Annotated in this window: 15 protein-coding genes; 7 read left to right on the forward strand and 8 right to left on the reverse strand. The window is 71.7% G+C overall.

The window, feature by feature from the left end; translation table 11 throughout:
• Nucleotides 1-444, forward strand: coding sequence for a Zn-ribbon domain-containing OB-fold protein (locus ACFWU3_RS07200; protein ID WP_384432471.1), 444 nt, complete (start codon nt 1-3; stop codon nt 442-444).
• On the forward strand, nt 441-1,211 hold the full coding sequence (locus ACFWU3_RS07205; RefSeq protein WP_384432474.1) for an enoyl-CoA hydratase/isomerase family protein: 771 nt from the start codon (nt 441-443) through the stop codon (nt 1,209-1,211). The genes ACFWU3_RS07200 and ACFWU3_RS07205 overlap by 4 nt, the downstream gene beginning before the upstream one ends.
• 70 nt (nt 1,212-1,281) lie before the next feature.
• Here the strand turns inward: ACFWU3_RS07205 and ACFWU3_RS07210 are convergent, their stop codons facing one another.
• The 3 genes from ACFWU3_RS07210 to ACFWU3_RS07220 all read right to left on the reverse strand — a co-directional run bounded on the left by ACFWU3_RS07210 (nt 1,282) and on the right by ACFWU3_RS07220 (nt 5,369).
• Nucleotides 1,282-1,797, reverse strand: coding sequence for a hypothetical protein (locus ACFWU3_RS07210; RefSeq protein ID WP_384432477.1), 516 nt, complete (start codon nt 1,795-1,797; stop codon nt 1,282-1,284).
• Nucleotides 1,798-1,992: 195 nt separating this feature from the next.
• Nucleotides 1,993-4,377, reverse strand: coding sequence for a PQQ-binding-like beta-propeller repeat protein (locus ACFWU3_RS07215; RefSeq protein ID WP_384432480.1), 2,385 nt, complete (start codon nt 4,375-4,377; stop codon nt 1,993-1,995).
• A gap of 155 nt (nt 4,378-4,532) precedes the next feature.
• The gene (locus ACFWU3_RS07220) at nt 4,533-5,369 is read right to left on the reverse strand and encodes a VOC family protein (protein WP_384432483.1); all 837 of its coding nucleotides are present in this window, start codon (nt 5,367-5,369) and stop codon (nt 4,533-4,535) included.
• Between the two features lie 244 nt (nt 5,370-5,613).
• Between ACFWU3_RS07220 and ACFWU3_RS07225 the strand changes: the two genes are divergently transcribed.
• Nucleotides 5,614-6,261: a TetR family transcriptional regulator gene (locus ACFWU3_RS07225; protein ID WP_313945733.1), complete on the forward strand. Its 648-nt coding sequence runs from the start codon at nt 5,614-5,616 to the stop codon at nt 6,259-6,261.
• Between the two features lie 147 nt (nt 6,262-6,408).
• Here the strand turns inward: ACFWU3_RS07225 and ACFWU3_RS07230 are convergent, their stop codons facing one another.
• Complete coding sequence (locus tag ACFWU3_RS07230; RefSeq protein WP_384432486.1) at nt 6,409-6,888, reverse strand: nitroreductase family deazaflavin-dependent oxidoreductase; 480 nt, start codon at nt 6,886-6,888, stop codon at nt 6,409-6,411.
• Nucleotides 6,888-8,081 carry an acyl-CoA dehydrogenase family protein gene (locus tag ACFWU3_RS07235; RefSeq protein WP_384432489.1) on the reverse strand — a complete coding sequence of 398 codons (1,194 nt, stop codon included), beginning with the start codon at nt 8,079-8,081 and terminating at the stop codon, nt 6,888-6,890. The genes ACFWU3_RS07230 and ACFWU3_RS07235 overlap by 1 nt, the downstream gene beginning before the upstream one ends.
• A 115-nt stretch (nt 8,082-8,196) precedes the next feature.
• Between ACFWU3_RS07235 and ACFWU3_RS07240 the strand changes: the two genes are divergently transcribed.
• On the forward strand, nt 8,197-9,375 hold the full coding sequence (locus ACFWU3_RS07240) for an acetyl-CoA acetyltransferase (protein WP_384432492.1): 1,179 nt from the start codon (nt 8,197-8,199) through the stop codon (nt 9,373-9,375).
• A gap of 37 nt (nt 9,376-9,412) precedes the next feature.
• Here ACFWU3_RS07240 and ACFWU3_RS07245 read toward each other — a convergent pair whose 3' ends face one another.
• On the reverse strand, nt 9,413-9,994 hold the full coding sequence (locus ACFWU3_RS07245; protein ID WP_384432494.1) for a TetR/AcrR family transcriptional regulator: 582 nt from the start codon (nt 9,992-9,994) through the stop codon (nt 9,413-9,415).
• 63 nt (nt 9,995-10,057) lie between these two features.
• On the opposite strand from ACFWU3_RS07245, the gene ACFWU3_RS07250 reads away from it, so the two are divergent.
• A complete protein-coding gene (locus ACFWU3_RS07250; protein ID WP_384432497.1) occupies nt 10,058-10,726 on the forward strand; it encodes a pyridoxal 5'-phosphate synthase in 669 nt (222 codons plus the stop codon).
• A gap of 39 nt (nt 10,727-10,765) precedes the next feature.
• Here the strand turns inward: ACFWU3_RS07250 and ACFWU3_RS07255 are convergent, their stop codons facing one another.
• On the reverse strand, nt 10,766-11,170 hold the full coding sequence (locus ACFWU3_RS07255; RefSeq protein ID WP_384432500.1) for a Zn-ribbon domain-containing OB-fold protein: 405 nt from the start codon (nt 11,168-11,170) through the stop codon (nt 10,766-10,768).
• Complete coding sequence (locus tag ACFWU3_RS07260; RefSeq protein WP_384432503.1) at nt 11,170-11,619, reverse strand: DoxX family protein; 450 nt, start codon at nt 11,617-11,619, stop codon at nt 11,170-11,172. The genes ACFWU3_RS07255 and ACFWU3_RS07260 overlap by 1 nt, the downstream gene beginning before the upstream one ends.
• Before the next feature lie 177 nt (nt 11,620-11,796).
• Between ACFWU3_RS07260 and ACFWU3_RS07265 the strand changes: the two genes are divergently transcribed.
• Entirely contained in the window at nt 11,797-12,948 is a 1,152-nt protein-coding gene (locus ACFWU3_RS07265; protein WP_384432506.1) for a flavin-containing monooxygenase, read from the forward strand.
• 373 nt (nt 12,949-13,321) lie between these two features.
• Entirely contained in the window at nt 13,322-15,553 is a 2,232-nt protein-coding gene (locus tag ACFWU3_RS07270; protein ID WP_384432509.1) for an acetate--CoA ligase family protein, read from the forward strand.
• The last annotated feature ends 11 nt before the right edge of the window (nt 15,554-15,564 follow it).

Genomic DNA, 15,564 nt, shown 5'->3' on the forward strand with positions numbered 1-15,564 from the left:
ATGCCCGACGCCCTGCTGCCGCCCGTCGTCGACGACGACGGCGCGCCGTTCTGGGAGTACGCCGCGAGGGGCGAACTCCGCGTGCAGGCCTGCGCCGACTGCGGCGAACCGCGCTTCCCGCCGCGGCCCTGCTGCCCGCACTGCCGGTCCTTCGACAGCGAGTGGCGGCTGATGAGCGGGCGCGGCCGGATCTGGTCGTATGTGATCCCGCATCCGCCACTGCTGCCCGCCTATGCCGAACAGGCCCCGTACAACGCGGTCGTCGTCGAGCTCCTGGACGCTCCCCGCATCCGGCTGGTCGGCAATGTGGTCTCGGCGCCGGACGCTCCGCTGAACTCGGTGGACCCCGGGCGGCTGCGGATCGGGGCGGGTGTGCGGGTCGCGTTCGCTCCCGCGGTGGGTGCGGGTGTACGGATGCCGCGCTGGCTGCTGGAGCGGTCGTGAGCGTCCGCGTCGAGCCGGACAAGAGCACCGGCGTCGCGCTCGTCACCCTGGACCGGCCGGGGAAACACAATGCGATCGACCTCGCGACGGCTGATCGACTGGCCGATGTCTGGCAGGAGTTCCGGTTCGACGACTCGGTACGGGCGGCGGTGGTGACGGGCGCGGGCACCAAGGCGTTCTGCACCGGCATCGACCGGTCGGTCGAGGTGCCGCAGCCGTCGTCGCCGTACTCGGTCGACGATCCGCTGATCAGGATCGGGCCCAAGGCGAACGACCTGTGGAAACCGGTCGTCGCCGCGGTGGAGGGCATGGCGTGCGGCGGCGCGTTCTATCTGCTGGGCGAGAGCGAGTTCGTGGTGGCATCGCGGGAGGCGACCTTCTTCGACCCGCACACCACCTACGGCATGGTCAGCGCCTACGAGACGATCCTGCTGGCGCAGCGGATGCCGGTCGGCGAAGTGGCCCGGATGGCGCTGATGGGTACGGCGGAGCGGGTCTCGGCCGTCCGGGCGTACGAAACCGGGCTGGTCTCCGAGCTCACCGCACCGGGCGAGGCGGTGGCAGCGGCGCTGCGGGCGGCGGAGGTGGTGGCCTCGTACCCGCCGGCCGCGGTCCAGGGCACGGTCCGCGCGGTGTGGGCCGCCCGCGAGGCGGCGCGGACCCAGGCGCTGGCGCTCGCCCCGCACCTGGTGTCCCTCGGGAATCTCGCGCCGGGAGAACAGGCGGAGCTGTTCCGGGCCCGGGGCGGACCGCATCGGCTGCGGTAGGCCCTGTCCGGGCCCAGGACGCGGAAAGCCCCCGGACCTCGCTCGGCGGTCCGGGGGCTTTTCGCGTGGGTCAGCTCGCCGTACGGCTCGCGCTCACCACTTCGCACTTCTTGTATTCGGAGCCGTTCCCGCTGCCGGGGTAGGCGGTCGTCGCCTCGCCCTTCGCCGAAGCGCCGGCCGCGACCTGGAGGTCGTCGATCCGCGCGGTGGCCTTGGTGACGGTGGTGTCCCCGAGGTCGCCCTTGAACTCCAGGCTCACGTCGTAGGCGTAGGCGAGCGAGTCACTGTTGTTGACGGTGATCTTCGCGGTGAGCTTCTTGCCGCTCGCGTCCAGGCCGCACGAGTCGATGGTCACGTCACGCAGGGCCTTGTTCGCGCTGGAGCCGCCCGTCACCGAACCGGTCGAACCGCCGGACGTCGTGGTGTCGCTGTCGTTGTCGTGGCTTCCGCCGGAGCTGCTGCTGCTTCCGCTGCTTCCGCTGCTGCTGCTGCCACCACAGCTGCCACCGCCGGAACCCCGGGCTCCGGTGAGCGCGACCAGGACGATGCCGAACACGGCGACGGCTCGGACATGACGAATCTTCACTTCTCAACCCCCGTTGAAAGCGTGGTACTTGCGGCTCGCTTTGACGAGCGCACGTCACCATAGCAGTCGGAATCGTCACGACATGCGTGACGGCCGTCGTACGCAACACGGAAGGGGCGTCATACGGCGGCCGTCCTGATCCGACGCTACGCCCGCGTTGTGCACTGCGCCATGCGGGGCCCGCGGGCCGGGGGGTCAGCGGCCCCCGCGGCCCGTCGCGGTGCCCTTGATCGCGTCCAGGGCGTAGACGCAGCGGTCCTTGCTACAGGCGTAGACGACTCCGCCGCGCGCCACCGGTGAACCCGTGATCTCGCCGCCCGTGGCCAGCTTCCAGCGCAACTGGCCGCCGCTCGCGTCCAGGGTGTAGAGCACATGGTCGGCCGAGCCGAAGTGGACACGGCCGTCGGCGACGACGGGGGCGCCGATGACCTCGCCGCCCGCCGCGAAGCGCCACATCGGTGTGCCGGTCACCGCGTCCAGGGTGTAGAGCGCGCTGCCGCTGCCGACGTGCACGTTGCCGCCCGCCACCAGCACCGGCTCGATGGACTGGCGCGACTCGGTGGCGATGCGCCAGCGGTCCTTGCCGGTGATCGCGTCCAGGGCGTACACCGTGCCGAGATAGTCGGCGAGATACACACCGCCGCCCGTCACCGCGGGCCCCGGCGCGAAGGCCGGCGCCGACAGGAAGACCGCCGGCGACTCGAAGTGCCAGCGCACCAGACCGCTCGCGATGTCGATGGCCAGGACGCGGGTGCCGGCGGCGACATAGACGTGCCCGTCCGGCGCGGGCTGCACCCGGACGGGCACATTGCCGCACGAGGCCGCGTCCCCGACGGGGTAGGACCAGCGCTCCACGCCGGTACGGGTCTCCAGCGCCCGCAGTCGGGCGTCCTTCCACACGTACACGGTGTCGTCGAAGATCGCGGGCCCGGCCTCGGGCGTCTCGAAGTCCGTCTGGGCGCCGGTCAGCTCCCACAGCTTCTCGCCGTTGGACGCCTCCCATGCCTGGACCCCGCCGCCGCGCGTCCCGGTGAGGACGGTGCCGCGGTCGACCTTGAGGGAGTACACCCAGGCATCGGTCTGAAGACGCCAGCGCTCCTGCCCGGTCGTCGAGTCGAGCGCGTACAGCGTGGGGCCGTCGGAGGCGTGGATACGGCCGCCCGCGACGGCCATCGCCCAGGCCACGTCACGGGTCTTGAACTGACGGCGGCCACTGGCCACGTCCAGCGCGTGCACCTCGAAGGAGGTCACGTAGAGCAGATCGCCGTCGACCACCGGGGTGCCCCAGACGTCGTTCGACATCCGAAAACGCCACGGGCGCCAGTGCGCGGGGCCGTCCGGGGGCGAGGAGGGCGGGGGCACGGGCGGCGCGGTCGGGACGGCACTGGTCGCGGCCTCCGAACCGTTCAGGCCCGCCGGCGGGCGCACCCAGCCGGTGGCGGGACCAGCGTCGGCGACGGGACCGCGGCCCGCCTCGGCGACCCGGGGCCCGGGGCCGATCGGCACCTTGGCGCCCGGCAGTCTGATCGCCCCGGCCGATGCGGCGGCGCCGACCGGGGCATGGTCGGTCCGCGGGTCCCCGCCGCCGTGGCGCGGCGGGTCCCAGTCGGCGTTCTGCCTCCTGGGCGGTGCCTGTGGCTGCGGCGGGGGCGGGGTGGGCTCCTGGCGCTGGGCGGGAGCGGTCCTGCCGCCGCCGCGGCGCAGCTCGATCATCGCGGTGGCGCGCGTCGGCAGCCAGGCCGACGCGGTGCCGCTGTCGTCGCTGCCGGAGGAGAACAGATGCGGGGCGAGCTGGGCCTGGAGATCCTCGGGCGTCGGCCGCCGCGTGGCCTCCATCTGCATGCAGGACTCGATGAGCGGCCGCAGCTCGTCCGGCAGCCCCTCCAGATCGGGGCCCTCGCGCAGCAGCATGAAGACGGTCTCGACCGGGTTGGCGCCGTGGAAGGGCGCATGACCGGTCGCCGCGAAGACGAGTGTGGAGCCGAGCGAGAAGACATCGCTGGCCCCGGTCACGCTGCGTGAGTCACGGGCCTGCTCGGGCGACATGTACGCGGGCGTGCCCACGGCGACGTTGGTCATCGTCAGCCGGGTGTTGGAGACGCCGGAGGCGATACCGAAGTCGATCACCCTCGGGCCGTCCTCGACGACGAGGACGTTCGAGGGCTTGAGGTCGCGGTGGACGAGCCCCGCGCCGTGGATCGACTGGAGCGCCTCGGCGATGCCCGCCGCGAGCCAGCGGACGGCCTGGGCCGGCATCGGCCCGCACTCATTCACTATTTCCTCGAGCGAGGGGGCCGGCACATAGGCGGTGGCCAGCCACGGCACAGCGGCGCGCGGGTCGGCGTCCACCACGGCGGCGGTGTAGAACCCGCTCACCGCACGGGCGGCCTCCACCTCGCGGGTGAAGCGGACACGGAACAGCTGGTCCTCGGCGAGCTCGGTGCGCACGGTCTTGATCGCCACCCGGCGGCCGGACGCCGACCGTGCGAGATAGACCAGTCCCATGCCGCCGGCTCCGAGCCGCCCCAGCACCTCGAACGGACCGATCCGTCTCGGGTCATGCTGCGTCAGCTGCTCCATACCTGCCTGCCACCTCCCCGTACGGGCCCCAGTCGAAATGGGCCCGTTCCATACAGCCCCGTGCAGCGTCTCACCACCGAGACCCTCAGCGGTGCGCACCCTGATTCTTCCTGTCGGAGGCGGCGGTTGCGAACCCGGGGGCGGATCGGGGTGTCTCACCCGGATTCGGGCACCGGAGCCGGGGTCGGATCGGTACCTTCTGCCCCCTCTTCGGGGGTGTTCTCGTCCGCGGGTTCGGCCAGTACGGCGAAAGTGGCGCCCTGATTGTCGGTGAGTACGGCGATTCGCCCATAGGGAATGTCGAACGGAGGCGCCTGGACGCGGCCGCCGAGAGCGGTGACCGTCGCGGCGGCGGCATCGCAGTCCTCGACGCAGAAATAGATGAGGAAATGGTCCGGCATCTCGGCGGGAAATGCGCCGGTGATCACACTGCGGCCGCCGATGGCGGTGTCCGGACCCGCTTCCGCGCCCCGCGGCGACCACAGACGGAAGTCGACGGAGCCGTCCTCGAGGTCCGTCCCGGAGAAGCCGAAGACGGTCTCGTAGAAGGCGTCGGCACGCTCCTTGTCCCGGGCGTAGACCTCGGTCCAGCAGTACGAGCCGGGCGTGCCCTGTTCTTCGAATCCCGCCCGTTCGGCCGCCTGCCAGAGGCCGAAGACGGCGCCGCCCGGGTCCGCGGCGACCGCCACGATGCCGGTGGTCCCCATCTGCTGCGGGGGCACGATGACGTGGCCGCCTGCGTCGGTGATGCGTCCGGCGAGCAGATAGGCGTCGGGGGTGGCGAAGTAGACGCCCCAGACGGTGGGCATCCGGCCGTCGCCCTTGGGCGTGAGGGCGGCGACGAGCTTGCCGTCGCGGAAAGCGTCGGTCTGTGTGCCCTCCCCGGGCGCGAAGGTCCAGCCGAACAGTTCGCCGTAGAAGCGCTTGCCTGCCTCGACGTCGGGAAGCGCTGCGTCCGCCCAGCACGGCGTGCCCTCGGGGAATGCGGCCATGGACGTCGTTCCTTCCGTGTGATGCCCGTCACCTTCAAGCTAACGTCGCGGCACAGCGGGCGACAGCGGGCAGACAGGGACTCAACCGAACATATGACCTAATACGGTCATCAGGCTTCGTAAAGGACCCGGAATTGTTGAGTTGTCCACGAAAGTTGTCCACAGGCTGTTGATAAGACTATTGCCGCACCCCATTTGCAGTCGGCCGAATCGCGCGCCGATCACCCCTCGGTAAGCTGACGGCATGACAGGACAAGTACGCACCGTCGACGGCCGAGTGGCCGGACGACGCGGACAGGCGACGCGGCAGAAGCTGCTCGACTGCCTCAGCGAGATGCTCAGCTCCTCGCCGTACCGGGACGTCAAAGTCATCGACGTGGCCCGGAAGGCGGGCACTTCTCCCGCGACCTTCTACCAGTACTTCCCCGACGTCGAGGGCGCCGTCCTCGAACTCGCCGAGGAAATGGCCAAGGAGGGCACCGGGTTGACCGAACTGGTCTCCGGCCGCACCTGGGTCGGAAAGGCCGCCTGGCAGGCGTCGGAGGAACTCGTCGAGGGATTCCTCGACTTCTGGCGACGCCATGACGCGATCCTCCGAGTGGTCGACCTCGGCGCCGCGGAGGGCGACAAGCGTTTCTACAAGATCCGCATGAAGATCCTCAACTCGGTCACCAACTCCCTTACGGACGCGGTGAAGGACCTGCAGTCCAAGGGCAAGGTCGACAAGGACGTGAGCCCCGCCGCCGTGGCGGGCTCCCTGGTGGCGATGCTGGCCGCGGTCGCCTCGCACCAGAAGGGGTTCACCACCTGGGGTGTGAAGCAGTCCGAACTGAAGCCGAATCTGTCGCTGTTGGTGCATCTGGGCATCACGGGCAAGAAGCCGACGCGGTAGGCGTTCACGTCCCGCCCCACACGTCCTGTCACGCCGACGGCGGTCCCTTCCGGGTGACCGCCGTCGGCGCTCTTGTCCCTCGAGGCAACAACTCCCGTGCTCTCAGGGCCATATGACCGCCGAGCCGGTGCCGCCCGACGAGCGTTCTCAGCGTCTCGTGAGGCGGAACAGCCGGATCTGACGCGTGATCCTCGACTGGTAGGTGGCATACGGCGGCCAGAACCGCAGCGCCTCCTTCCACACCCGCTCCCGCTCCTCACCCTCCAGCAGGCTCGCGCGCACCGCGATGTCCTCGCCCTTCCAGCTCACCTCGGCGTCGGGATGCTTCAGGAGGTTCGCCGTCCAGGCCGGGTGGCCCTCACGGCCGAAGTTGGAGCCGATCAGAATCCAGTCGCCCGACTCCTCCGGCATGCACGCCAGCGGTGTCACCCGCGGCCGGCCCGTCCGCGCGCCCCGGGCCGTGAGGATCACTCCGGGCAGCATCTGTGCGCTGAGCAGCACTTTTCCCCGCGTCAACCGGTGCACCGCACGGTCCATCGCCGGGATGACATGCGGCGCGACCCTGGCGAAGAGCCGGGTCGACGACACCTTTCGGACCAGCCGCACACCAACCGGGGTCTTCGCCATCAGACCGCCACCGCCGTCCGTGCCGTGCGGCCCGCGAACAGGCCCGCGGTCTCGGCGGCGTGGGCCCGCAGCCGGTGCACCGGGCCGAAAAGCAGTTCGTCGGACGCGGCCCGCTTGAAGTAGAGATGCGCCTCGTGTTCCCAGGTGAACCCGATGCCGCCGTGCAGCTGGACGGCCTCGGCGGTGACCTCGCGCAGGGTTTCCAGGCACTGGGCGAGCGCCAGCCCGCCCTCGGCCGGATGCCTGGCCGCGTAGTACGCCGCAGAGCGGGCCGCCTGCACCCGTACGTACTGATCGGCCAGCCGGTGCTTCACCGCCTGGAAGGAGCCGATCGGCCGGCCGAACTGCTCCCGTCCACGCACGTACTCCACGGTCCGGTCGAGTGCGCTCGCCGCCGCGCCCACCGCCTCCGCCGCGAGCAGGGCGGCCGCCCCCGCGCCGACGGCGGCGAGGGCTCCGGTCACGTCCGCCGTGTCGTCGTCCCCCAGCAGCTCGGCCGGGCAGTCCCGCAGCTCGACGCGGGCCTGCGGCCGGGTCTCGTCGAGCGCGGTCTGCCGTGCCCGCGTCAGCCCCTCGGCGTCCGCGCGGACCAGGAAGAGCAGAGTCCGGCTGCGTGGGAACCCTCCCGTGTGGGCGGCCACGAGCAGCAGGGGGGCGCTGTGTCCGTCGAGCACCTGGCGGGCCTCCCCGTAGAGCAGCGGGCCGCCGTCCGCCGTGGACCTCGCCTGCACCCCGCCGGCCCGGCCGCCGCCCGCCCACTCCCCCGTCGCGTTGTCCCCGACGAGTCCGAGCGCGACGGCGAGGCTCCCGCCGGCCACGGCGAGGGCGCAGGTCAGCGAACCGTCGGCGATCCGCGCAAGGAGCTCGTCGCGCTGCGCGGGCGTGCCGAGCGCGGCGATCAGAGGTGCGGCGAGACCCGAGGTGGCCAGCAGCGGCGAGGGCAGCAGGGCCCGTCCGGCCTCCTCGAAGGCGACGGCGAGTTCGGCGAGGCCGCAGCCCACACCTCCGTACGACGGCGGCAGCGCGAGACCCGGCAGTCCGAGCTGCTGGGAGAGCCGCGCCCACAGCGCCGGGTCGTGCCCGTCGGCGGTCCGGACCGCGGCCCTGACCTCGTCGGGGCCGGCGCGTTCGGCGAGCAGCTCGCGCAGGGTGCGGCGGATGTCGTCCTGCTCCGCGGTGGCGGCGGTGTCCATGGCAGCCCTCCCTGTCTGACGGGTCGTCATGTTAGGGGTGAGCCCCTCAGATGCACAGTCCCGTGCGCGACGAGCACATCCCTTCGCGAGAGAGACCTGATGTACCGTCAGATTCATGCCTTCCTCATCGCGCGCCGCACGCAAGGTCGCCATTGTCGGCATATCCCTCTCGGACTGCGGCCGTGTCGACGGCCCCACGCCCTACGCCCTCCACGCCCAGGCGGCCCGTCGGGCACTCGCCGACTCGGGCCTCGCACGCGAGAACATCGACGGCTTCGCCTCGGCCGGCCTCGGCACACTCGCCCCCATCGAGGTCGCCGAGTATCTGGGCCTGCGGCCGCGCTGGGTGGACTCGACCTCCGTGGGCGGCGCCACGTGGGAGGTCATGGCGGCCCATGCCACCGACGCGATCGCCGCCGGGCACGCCGACGCCGTTCTGCTGGTCTACGGTTCGACCGCCCGGGCCGACATCAGAGCGCGCCGGCGCACCGCCGGTCTGTCCTTCGGCGGCCGGGGTCCGCTTCAGTTCGAAGTCCCGTACGGACACACGCTCATCGCCAAGTACGCGATGGCCGCCCGCCGTCACATGCACGAGTACGGCACGACCCTGGAGCAGCTGGCCTCGGTGGCGGTCCAGGCGCGGGCGAACGCCGCCGCCAATCCGGAGGCCATGTTCCGCGACCCGATCACCGTGGACGACGTGCTCGACGGTCCGCTGATCGCCGACCCGTTCACCAAACTGCACTGCTGCATTCGCAGTGACGGCGGTTGCGCGGTGCTGCTGGCGGCCGAGGAGTACGTGGCGGACACCGCGACGACTCCGGTGTGGATCCTCGGCACCGGCGAACACGTCTCGCACGCCACGATGTCGGAGTGGGACGACTTCACCGTCTCCCCCGCCGCCGTCTCGGGCCGGCTCGCCTTCGAGCGGGCGGGACTCGCCCCGGCCGAGATGGACATCGCCGAGATCTACGACGCCTTCACGTACATGACCCTCGTGACCCTGGAGGACCTCGGCTTCTGCGCCAAGGGCGAGGGCGGCCCGTTCGTCGAGAAGGGCCGCATCAGCCGCACCGGCGAACTCCCGGTGAACACCGACGGCGGCGGCCTCTCGGCCTGCCATCCGGGGATGCGCGGGCTGTTCCTGCTGGTGGAGGCCGTACGGCAACTGCGCGGCGAGGCGGGCGGACACCAGGTGCACCTGCCGGACGGCGGGCCGCCGCGGCTGGCCGTGGCCTCCGGGACCGGCGGCTGGTTCTGCTCGTCGGGAACGGTGGTGCTCGGCCGGGACTGACCCGGCGCACGGCCGCGGAACGATCAGGCCGTGCGGGTCAGGCCGCGTCCGCCGGGAGCAGCCGCTCGACGAGCTGCGTGATCAGATCGCCCGCCTGCTTCTCGGGAAACACGTCGGGCAGCGTGAGGCGCTCCACCACCAGCCAGTTGGTGGCGAGGTAGATCATCCTGACGGCGTCGGCGTCGCCGGGCAGGCCCGAGGAGAGGTGGTGCCGGACATTGGCCTCGACGTCCTCGCTGACCCGTGCGGTGAGCACCGCGCGCAACTCCGGCCTGCGGGTGGCCTCCAGGCGCAGTTCCAGCAGGGCGAGGTAGCCGGTGCGGAAAGCGGCGACCCGCTCCACGACCTCGCGCACCAGCTCCGCCGTACGGGCACGGGTGGTCGGGCCGGTGAGCATGGCCTCCATCGTGGCGTCGTCGGGGCGCATGCGCTCGTAGATGCGGCCGCCGGCCTGGTTGAGGAGGTCGTCGCGATTGCCGAAGTAGTTGGACGCGGTGCCCTTGGGCACGTCCGCCTCGGCGTCCACGGCCCGGAAGGTCAGTCCCCGTGCGCCGTCCCGGGCCAGCACCTCGATGGCGGCGTCCACCAGCGCCGCGCGCCGGGCCAGGTTCTGCCTCATCCGCGATCCTTCCGCTCACCCCGTCCGCCAGCGATACCACTGCGAGTGTAGTACTTTGCCGCCATGGGCAACGACCAGCAGGCGACCTTCCGCGCTCTCCTCCACGCGCAGCGGGTCTGGGACATCACGCTTCCGGCCTTCGACGCCGCGGACGCGCCCCCGGCGCCCCTCCCGCTCTTCCACCGGTGGTTCGGCGAGGCGGTGGCGGCCGGCCAGACCGAGCCGCACACCATGTCGCTGGCCACGGTGGACGACGAGGGCCGCCCGGACGTACGCACGCTGATGCTGCACGACGCGGACGAACGGGGCTGGCACTTCGCCTCGCACGCCACCAGCGCGAAGGGGAGGCAGCTGGCCGCGCACCCCGACGCGGCGCTCGGCTTCTACTGGACCGCGCAGGGCCGGCAGGTCCGGGTCCGCGGCCGGGTCACCGCGGCCGGTTCGGCGGAGAGCCAGGCCTCTCTGCACGCACGCTCGACGGGTGCGCTGGCGGCGGCGCTCACCGGACGCCAGAGCGAAGTCCTCGGCTCGCGCGAGGAGTTGGCGGACGCCTCACGGGCCGCGTGGGAACGAGCGCAGGCGGAGCCGGAAACACCCGTGCCGACCTGGACGCGCTACGTACTCGCCCCCGAGGAGGTCGAGTTCTTCCAGGGTGATGGAGAGCGACAGCACGTACGGCTGCACTACCGCCGGACCCAGGAGGGCTGGCGGACCGAACTGCTCTGGCCCTGACCGGGACAGAACGTGCCGGCGTCGATCCGGGGGAATCGGTCAGGGGGAAGGCGGCTCCGGACGGAAGACGGGTACGGCGATCTCGCCGTCGGCCCGGAAGGCGGCCCGCAGCGGCATGCCGATGCGCAGCGACTCCTGCGGGCAGCCGACGACTTCGGTCATCATGCGCGGCCCCTCGGCCAGGTCGACGACGGCCGCGGTGTACGGCACCCGGTCGCCGAAGGGCGGCAGATCGTTGCGGTGCACGACCGACCAGGTGTAGAGCGTGGCGCGGCCGGACGCCTGCTCCCAGTCGACGTCCTCGCTCCAGCAGAACGGGCAGAACTCCCGCGGGTAGTGATGCGCCCGGCCGCAGGCACCGCACCGGCGGATCAGCAGCCGGCCCTCGGCGGCCGCCTCCCAGAACGGACGGGTGAAGTCGTCGGCCTCCGGGGTCGCCGTCATCAGAAGAGCCCGATCGCGCTGTCGAGGGACCAGGTCTGCCAGGACATGGCGAACAGGGCGACCAGGGAGATGAGCGCCATCATGGCGTTCTGCCCCTGCTCGGCCCAGTCGTGGATCATCAGCACCAGGTAGAGCAGGTTGAGCAGCAGTCCGCCGACGAGGGCGATGGGCGTCAGGAAGCCGACGACCAGTCCGAGGCCGAGGGCGAGTTCGGCGTAGACGACGAGGTAGGCCATCACCCGCGGGCGGGGCTCGACCACCGCGCGGAAGCCTGTTCTCACGAAGGGCCAGCGGTGCCGGCCGGCCACGTCCGCCGCCCACGCGATGCCGGTGCCGCGCTCGAACCAGCCCTTCTTGTCCTTGTGACGCCAGCTCTCCAGCCACCACAGGCCGAGGCCGATGCGCAGAACGGCGAGCCATTCGGCGCCGGTGAGCCAGACGGTCTCCATCCGGACCTCCTTCTCCCCGGGCGGTCCCCAGGCCTTCCGCACAGAACTTCTGACGGCCCGTCAGTTCAGCGGATGTCACTGCCCGTGCGCAAGAGGTCTGCGGGCGTGATCAATTCGCAACCGATTCCCGTCTTGACTGAGACCCATCAAGTGAACGCGCGATTACGCTCACGCGATATGGCCGACGATAAGGACATCGACCGCACGGACGACAGACCCGCCTACATCATCGGCGGCGGTCCGGGCGGCCTCGCCGCTGCCGCCGCGCTGCGCGAGCGGGGCGTACGGGCCGTGGTGCTGGAGAAGTCCGACGCGGTCGGCGCCTCGTGGCGCCGCCACTACGACCGGCTCCATCTGCACACCACTCGCAAGCTGTCGGGACTGCCCGGGCTCGCCATGCCGCGCTCGTTCGGCCGCTGGGTCTCCCGCGACAACGTGGTCCGCTACCTGGAGAAGTACGCCGAGATCCACGAGCTGGAGATCGTGACCGGGGTCGAGGTCTCCCGGATCGAGGCGTCGGGCTCCGACTGGCTGTTGCACGCCACGGGCGGCCGGCAGCTCACCGGACGCGCGGTGGTCGTGGCCACCGGCTTCAACCACACCCCGCGGCAGCCGGAATGGCCGGGCCACGAGGAGTACACCGGCGAGCTGCTGCACGCGAGCGAGTACCGCAACGCCGAGCCCTACCGCGGCAAGGACGTCCTCGTCGTCGGCGTGGGCAACACGGGTGCGGAGATCGCCGTGGACCTGGTGGAGGGCGGCGCGGCCCGGGTGCGCCTCGCCGTCCGTACGGTCCCGCACATCGTCCGCCGCTCCACCGCCGGCTGGCCGGCCCAGCGCACCGGCATCCTCGTGCGCAGGCTGCCCGTGGGCCTGGTGGACAGGGCGGGCAGGGTCATGTCCCGTATCGCCGTCCCCGACCTCGCGGCCCAGGGCCTGCCCCGCCCGGACACCGGCCTGTACTCACGGGTCAAGGAGGGCGCGATCCCGGTCCAGGACGTGGGCCTGATCGACGCGGTACGCAAGGGAACGGTCGAACCGGTCGCCGCCGTCGACTCGTTCGAGGCGGAGAAGGTGGTCCTCGCGGACGGCACTCGTATCTCCCCGGACACGGTGATCGCGGCCACCGGCTACCGCCGGGCGCTGGAGGACCTCGTCGGCCATCTCGGCGTCCTGGACGAGCGCGGCAGGCCGCTCACCCACGGCGGCCGGACGCTGCCGCAGGCGCCGGGGCTCTACTTCACCGGGTTCACGAACCCGATCAGCGGGATGTTCCGGGAGATGGCGATCGACGCGCAGAAGATCGCGCGGTCGCTGGCGAAGAGCTAGGCCCTGTCCGCCAGGTCGCCGCCCTTCGGGTCGGGCAGGGCGCGGGGCACGCCGGACCGGGTGACGGCGGCTGCGTCCCGCCCGGGCCGATCGCCCGGGAACATCGCCCTGAGCGCGATCACCTCCGCTGCTCCCACTCACCTGCCCGGTCCGACCCGGGCCGGGACGACGCGGCGGTCCTGCTCCGCAAGGGCGCGGCAGCCGCCGAGGAGGGACGCGCCTTGCGGCCGGCAGGGGGCAGCGGGGTGCGGCCGACCCGTTCCGTGGGGCGCGTCCTCACCCTTTGCCTGCACGACTGTTCCTGACAGGTAGTCAGTTCTGTAATCTGACTATGCGTCAGTTAACGTGGCAACGAGCAGAGCGGGGCTCAGCGATGCTTGGATCAACTCACGGCACCCTCACCTCCGACCTCCGCGCACGAGTGGTGGCCTGCGGCGAACAGCCCCGGCAGGCCGTCCATGACACCGCCTCGATCACCGCGACCGACGGCGCCATGGATGTGAGCGGACGGCCGTTGTACGCACCCGTGCCGGATCTCGACCGGTTCTTCCGGCCGTCGTCCGTCGCCGTCGTCGGCGCGTCCGACAGCGAGGGACGCCCCAACACCGGCATCACCCGACAGCTCGTCGACTGGGCCGAGCGGGTCGGCGCACGGCTCCATCCCGTGCATCCGACCCGGGAACACGTCTTCGGCCTGCGCTGCTTCCCCTCCGTCGCCGACCTGCCCGAGGAGGTCGACCTCGCGGTGCTGCTCGTCGGCGACCCGCTGCCGGTGATCGAGGAACTGGCCGAGGCCAAGGTCAAGTTCGCCGTCGCCTTCGCCTCCGGATACGCGGAGACCGGTGACGCCGGCGCGGTGGCGCAGACGAGGCTGGCGGCGGCCGTGGAACGGGCGGGGCTGCGCCTGCTCGGGCCCAACACCAACCTCAACGCCTTCGAACGGTTCCGCGACGACCTGACGGGCCCCGCGATCGCCCTGATCACCCAGTCGGGACATCAGGGACGGCCCGTGTTCACCCTCCAGGAGCTGGGCGTACGGCTCTCCCACTGGGCACCCACCGGCAACGAGGCGGACCTGGAGACCGCGGACTTCATCTCCTACTTCGCCGAGCGCCCCGAGGTCGGGGCCATCGCCTGTTACGTCGAGGGGCTGAAGGACGGACGGTCCTTTCTGCTCGCCGCCGACCGGGCGGCCCGGCGCGGCGTGCCCGTCGTCGCGGTCAAGGTCGGCCGCACCGAGACCGGCGCACGGACCGCCGCCTCGCACACCGGCAAACTGACCGGCGCGGACCAGGTGGTGGACGCGGCGATGCGGCAGTTCGGGGTGATCCGTGTCGACGGCCTCGATGAACTCCAGGACACCGCGGCCCTGTTGGCGCGCGCCCGCCGCCCGGCCGCCGACGGCGTGGTCGTCTACTCGATCTCCGGCGGCACGGGCGCGCACTTCTCCGACCTCGCCTGTGCGGCGGGGCTGACGCTGCCGCGGCTGTCCGAGACCAAGCAGGCCGAGCTGCACACCTGGATACCGGAGTACCTGAACGTCGCCAACCCGGTCGACAACGGCGGTCATCCGGTGGGCGACTGGCGCGGACGGAAGATCATCGACGCGATTCTGGCCGACCCCTCCGTGGGGGTGCTGATCTGTCCGATCACCGGCCCCTTCCCGCCGATGAGCGACCGGCTCGCCCAGGACCTGGTGGACGCGGCCGAGGCCACCGACAAGCTGGTGTGTGTGGTGTGGGGATCGCCCGTGGGCACGGAGGCGGCGTACCGCGAGACGCTGCTCGGGTCCTCGCGGGTGGCCACCTTCCGTACGTTCGGGAACTGCATCACCGCCGTCCGCGCCTTCCTGGACCACCACCACTTCACCACCGGGTACCGCTCCCCCTTCGACGAGGCACCGCGCACACCCTCCCCGTCGTTCCGCAAGGCCCAGGCGCTCATGCGGCCGGGCAAGCAGCTGAGCGAGCACGCGGCGAAGCAGCTGCTGCGGGCGTACGGCATCCGCGTGCCGCGCGAGCAGCTGGTGACGAGCGCGGCCGCGGCGGTCCGGGCGGCCGGGCTGGTGGGCTATCCCGTCGTCATGAAGGCCTCCGGCACCCAGCTGGCCCACAAGACCGAACTGGGCCTGGTCAAGGTCGGACTGACCTCCGCGAGCCAGGTCCGTGACGCGTATCGCGACCTGACCGACATCGCCCGCTACGAGGGCGTCGACCTCGACGGCATCCTGGTGTGCCAGATGGTCGAGCGTGGTGTGGAGATGGTCGTCGGCGTCACCCAGGACGCGCTGTTCGGGCCGACGGTGACGGTGGGGCTCGGCGGCGTCCTGGTGGAGGTCCTCCAGGACGTCGCGGTCCGCGTACCGCCGTTCGGCGAGGACCAGGCGCGCGCGATGCTCGGCGAACTGCGCGGCCGTGCCCTGCTGGAGGGCATCCGCGGCGGACCGCCGGTCGACGTGGACGCGCTCGTGGAGGTCGTCCTGCGGGTCCAGCGGATGGCGCTGGAACTCGGCGACGAACTCTCCGAGCTCGACATCAACCCCCTGATGGTGCTGCCCCGTGGCCAGGGCGCGGTGGCGCTGGACGCGCTGGCGGTGTGCCGGTGAGCGCTTCCGTG

Origin of the sequence: Streptomyces sp. NPDC058685 (assembly GCF_042714725.1) — a bacterium.
In the GTDB taxonomy this organism is placed as follows: Bacteria; Actinomycetota; Actinomycetes; order Streptomycetales; family Streptomycetaceae; genus Streptomyces.

Coding starts and splice junctions, on each gene's coding strand:
- ACFWU3_RS07200 (WP_384432471.1), top strand. CDS start 1: ATGCCCGACGCCCTGCTGCCGCCCGTCGTCGACGACGACGGCGCGCCG.
- ACFWU3_RS07215 (WP_384432480.1), bottom strand. CDS start 4,377: ATGGAGCAGCTGACGCAGCATGACCCGAGACGGATCGGTCCGTTCGAG.
- ACFWU3_RS07220 (WP_384432483.1), bottom strand. CDS start 5,369: ATGGCCGCATTCCCCGAGGGCACGCCGTGCTGGGCGGACGCAGCGCTT.
- ACFWU3_RS07225 (WP_313945733.1), top strand. CDS start 5,614: ATGACAGGACAAGTACGCACCGTCGACGGCCGAGTGGCCGGACGACGC.
- ACFWU3_RS07230 (WP_384432486.1), bottom strand. CDS start 6,888: ATGGCGAAGACCCCGGTTGGTGTGCGGCTGGTCCGAAAGGTGTCGTCG.
- ACFWU3_RS07235 (WP_384432489.1), bottom strand. CDS start 8,081: ATGGACACCGCCGCCACCGCGGAGCAGGACGACATCCGCCGCACCCTG.
- ACFWU3_RS07240 (WP_384432492.1), top strand. CDS start 8,197: ATGCCTTCCTCATCGCGCGCCGCACGCAAGGTCGCCATTGTCGGCATA.
- ACFWU3_RS07245 (WP_384432494.1), bottom strand. CDS start 9,994: ATGAGGCAGAACCTGGCCCGGCGCGCGGCGCTGGTGGACGCCGCCATC.
- ACFWU3_RS07250 (WP_384432497.1), top strand. CDS start 10,058: ATGGGCAACGACCAGCAGGCGACCTTCCGCGCTCTCCTCCACGCGCAG.
- ACFWU3_RS07255 (WP_384432500.1), bottom strand. CDS start 11,170: ATGACGGCGACCCCGGAGGCCGACGACTTCACCCGTCCGTTCTGGGAG.
- ACFWU3_RS07260 (WP_384432503.1), bottom strand. CDS start 11,619: ATGGAGACCGTCTGGCTCACCGGCGCCGAATGGCTCGCCGTTCTGCGC.
- ACFWU3_RS07265 (WP_384432506.1), top strand. CDS start 11,797: ATGGCCGACGATAAGGACATCGACCGCACGGACGACAGACCCGCCTAC.
- ACFWU3_RS07270 (WP_384432509.1), top strand. CDS start 13,322: ATGCTTGGATCAACTCACGGCACCCTCACCTCCGACCTCCGCGCACGA.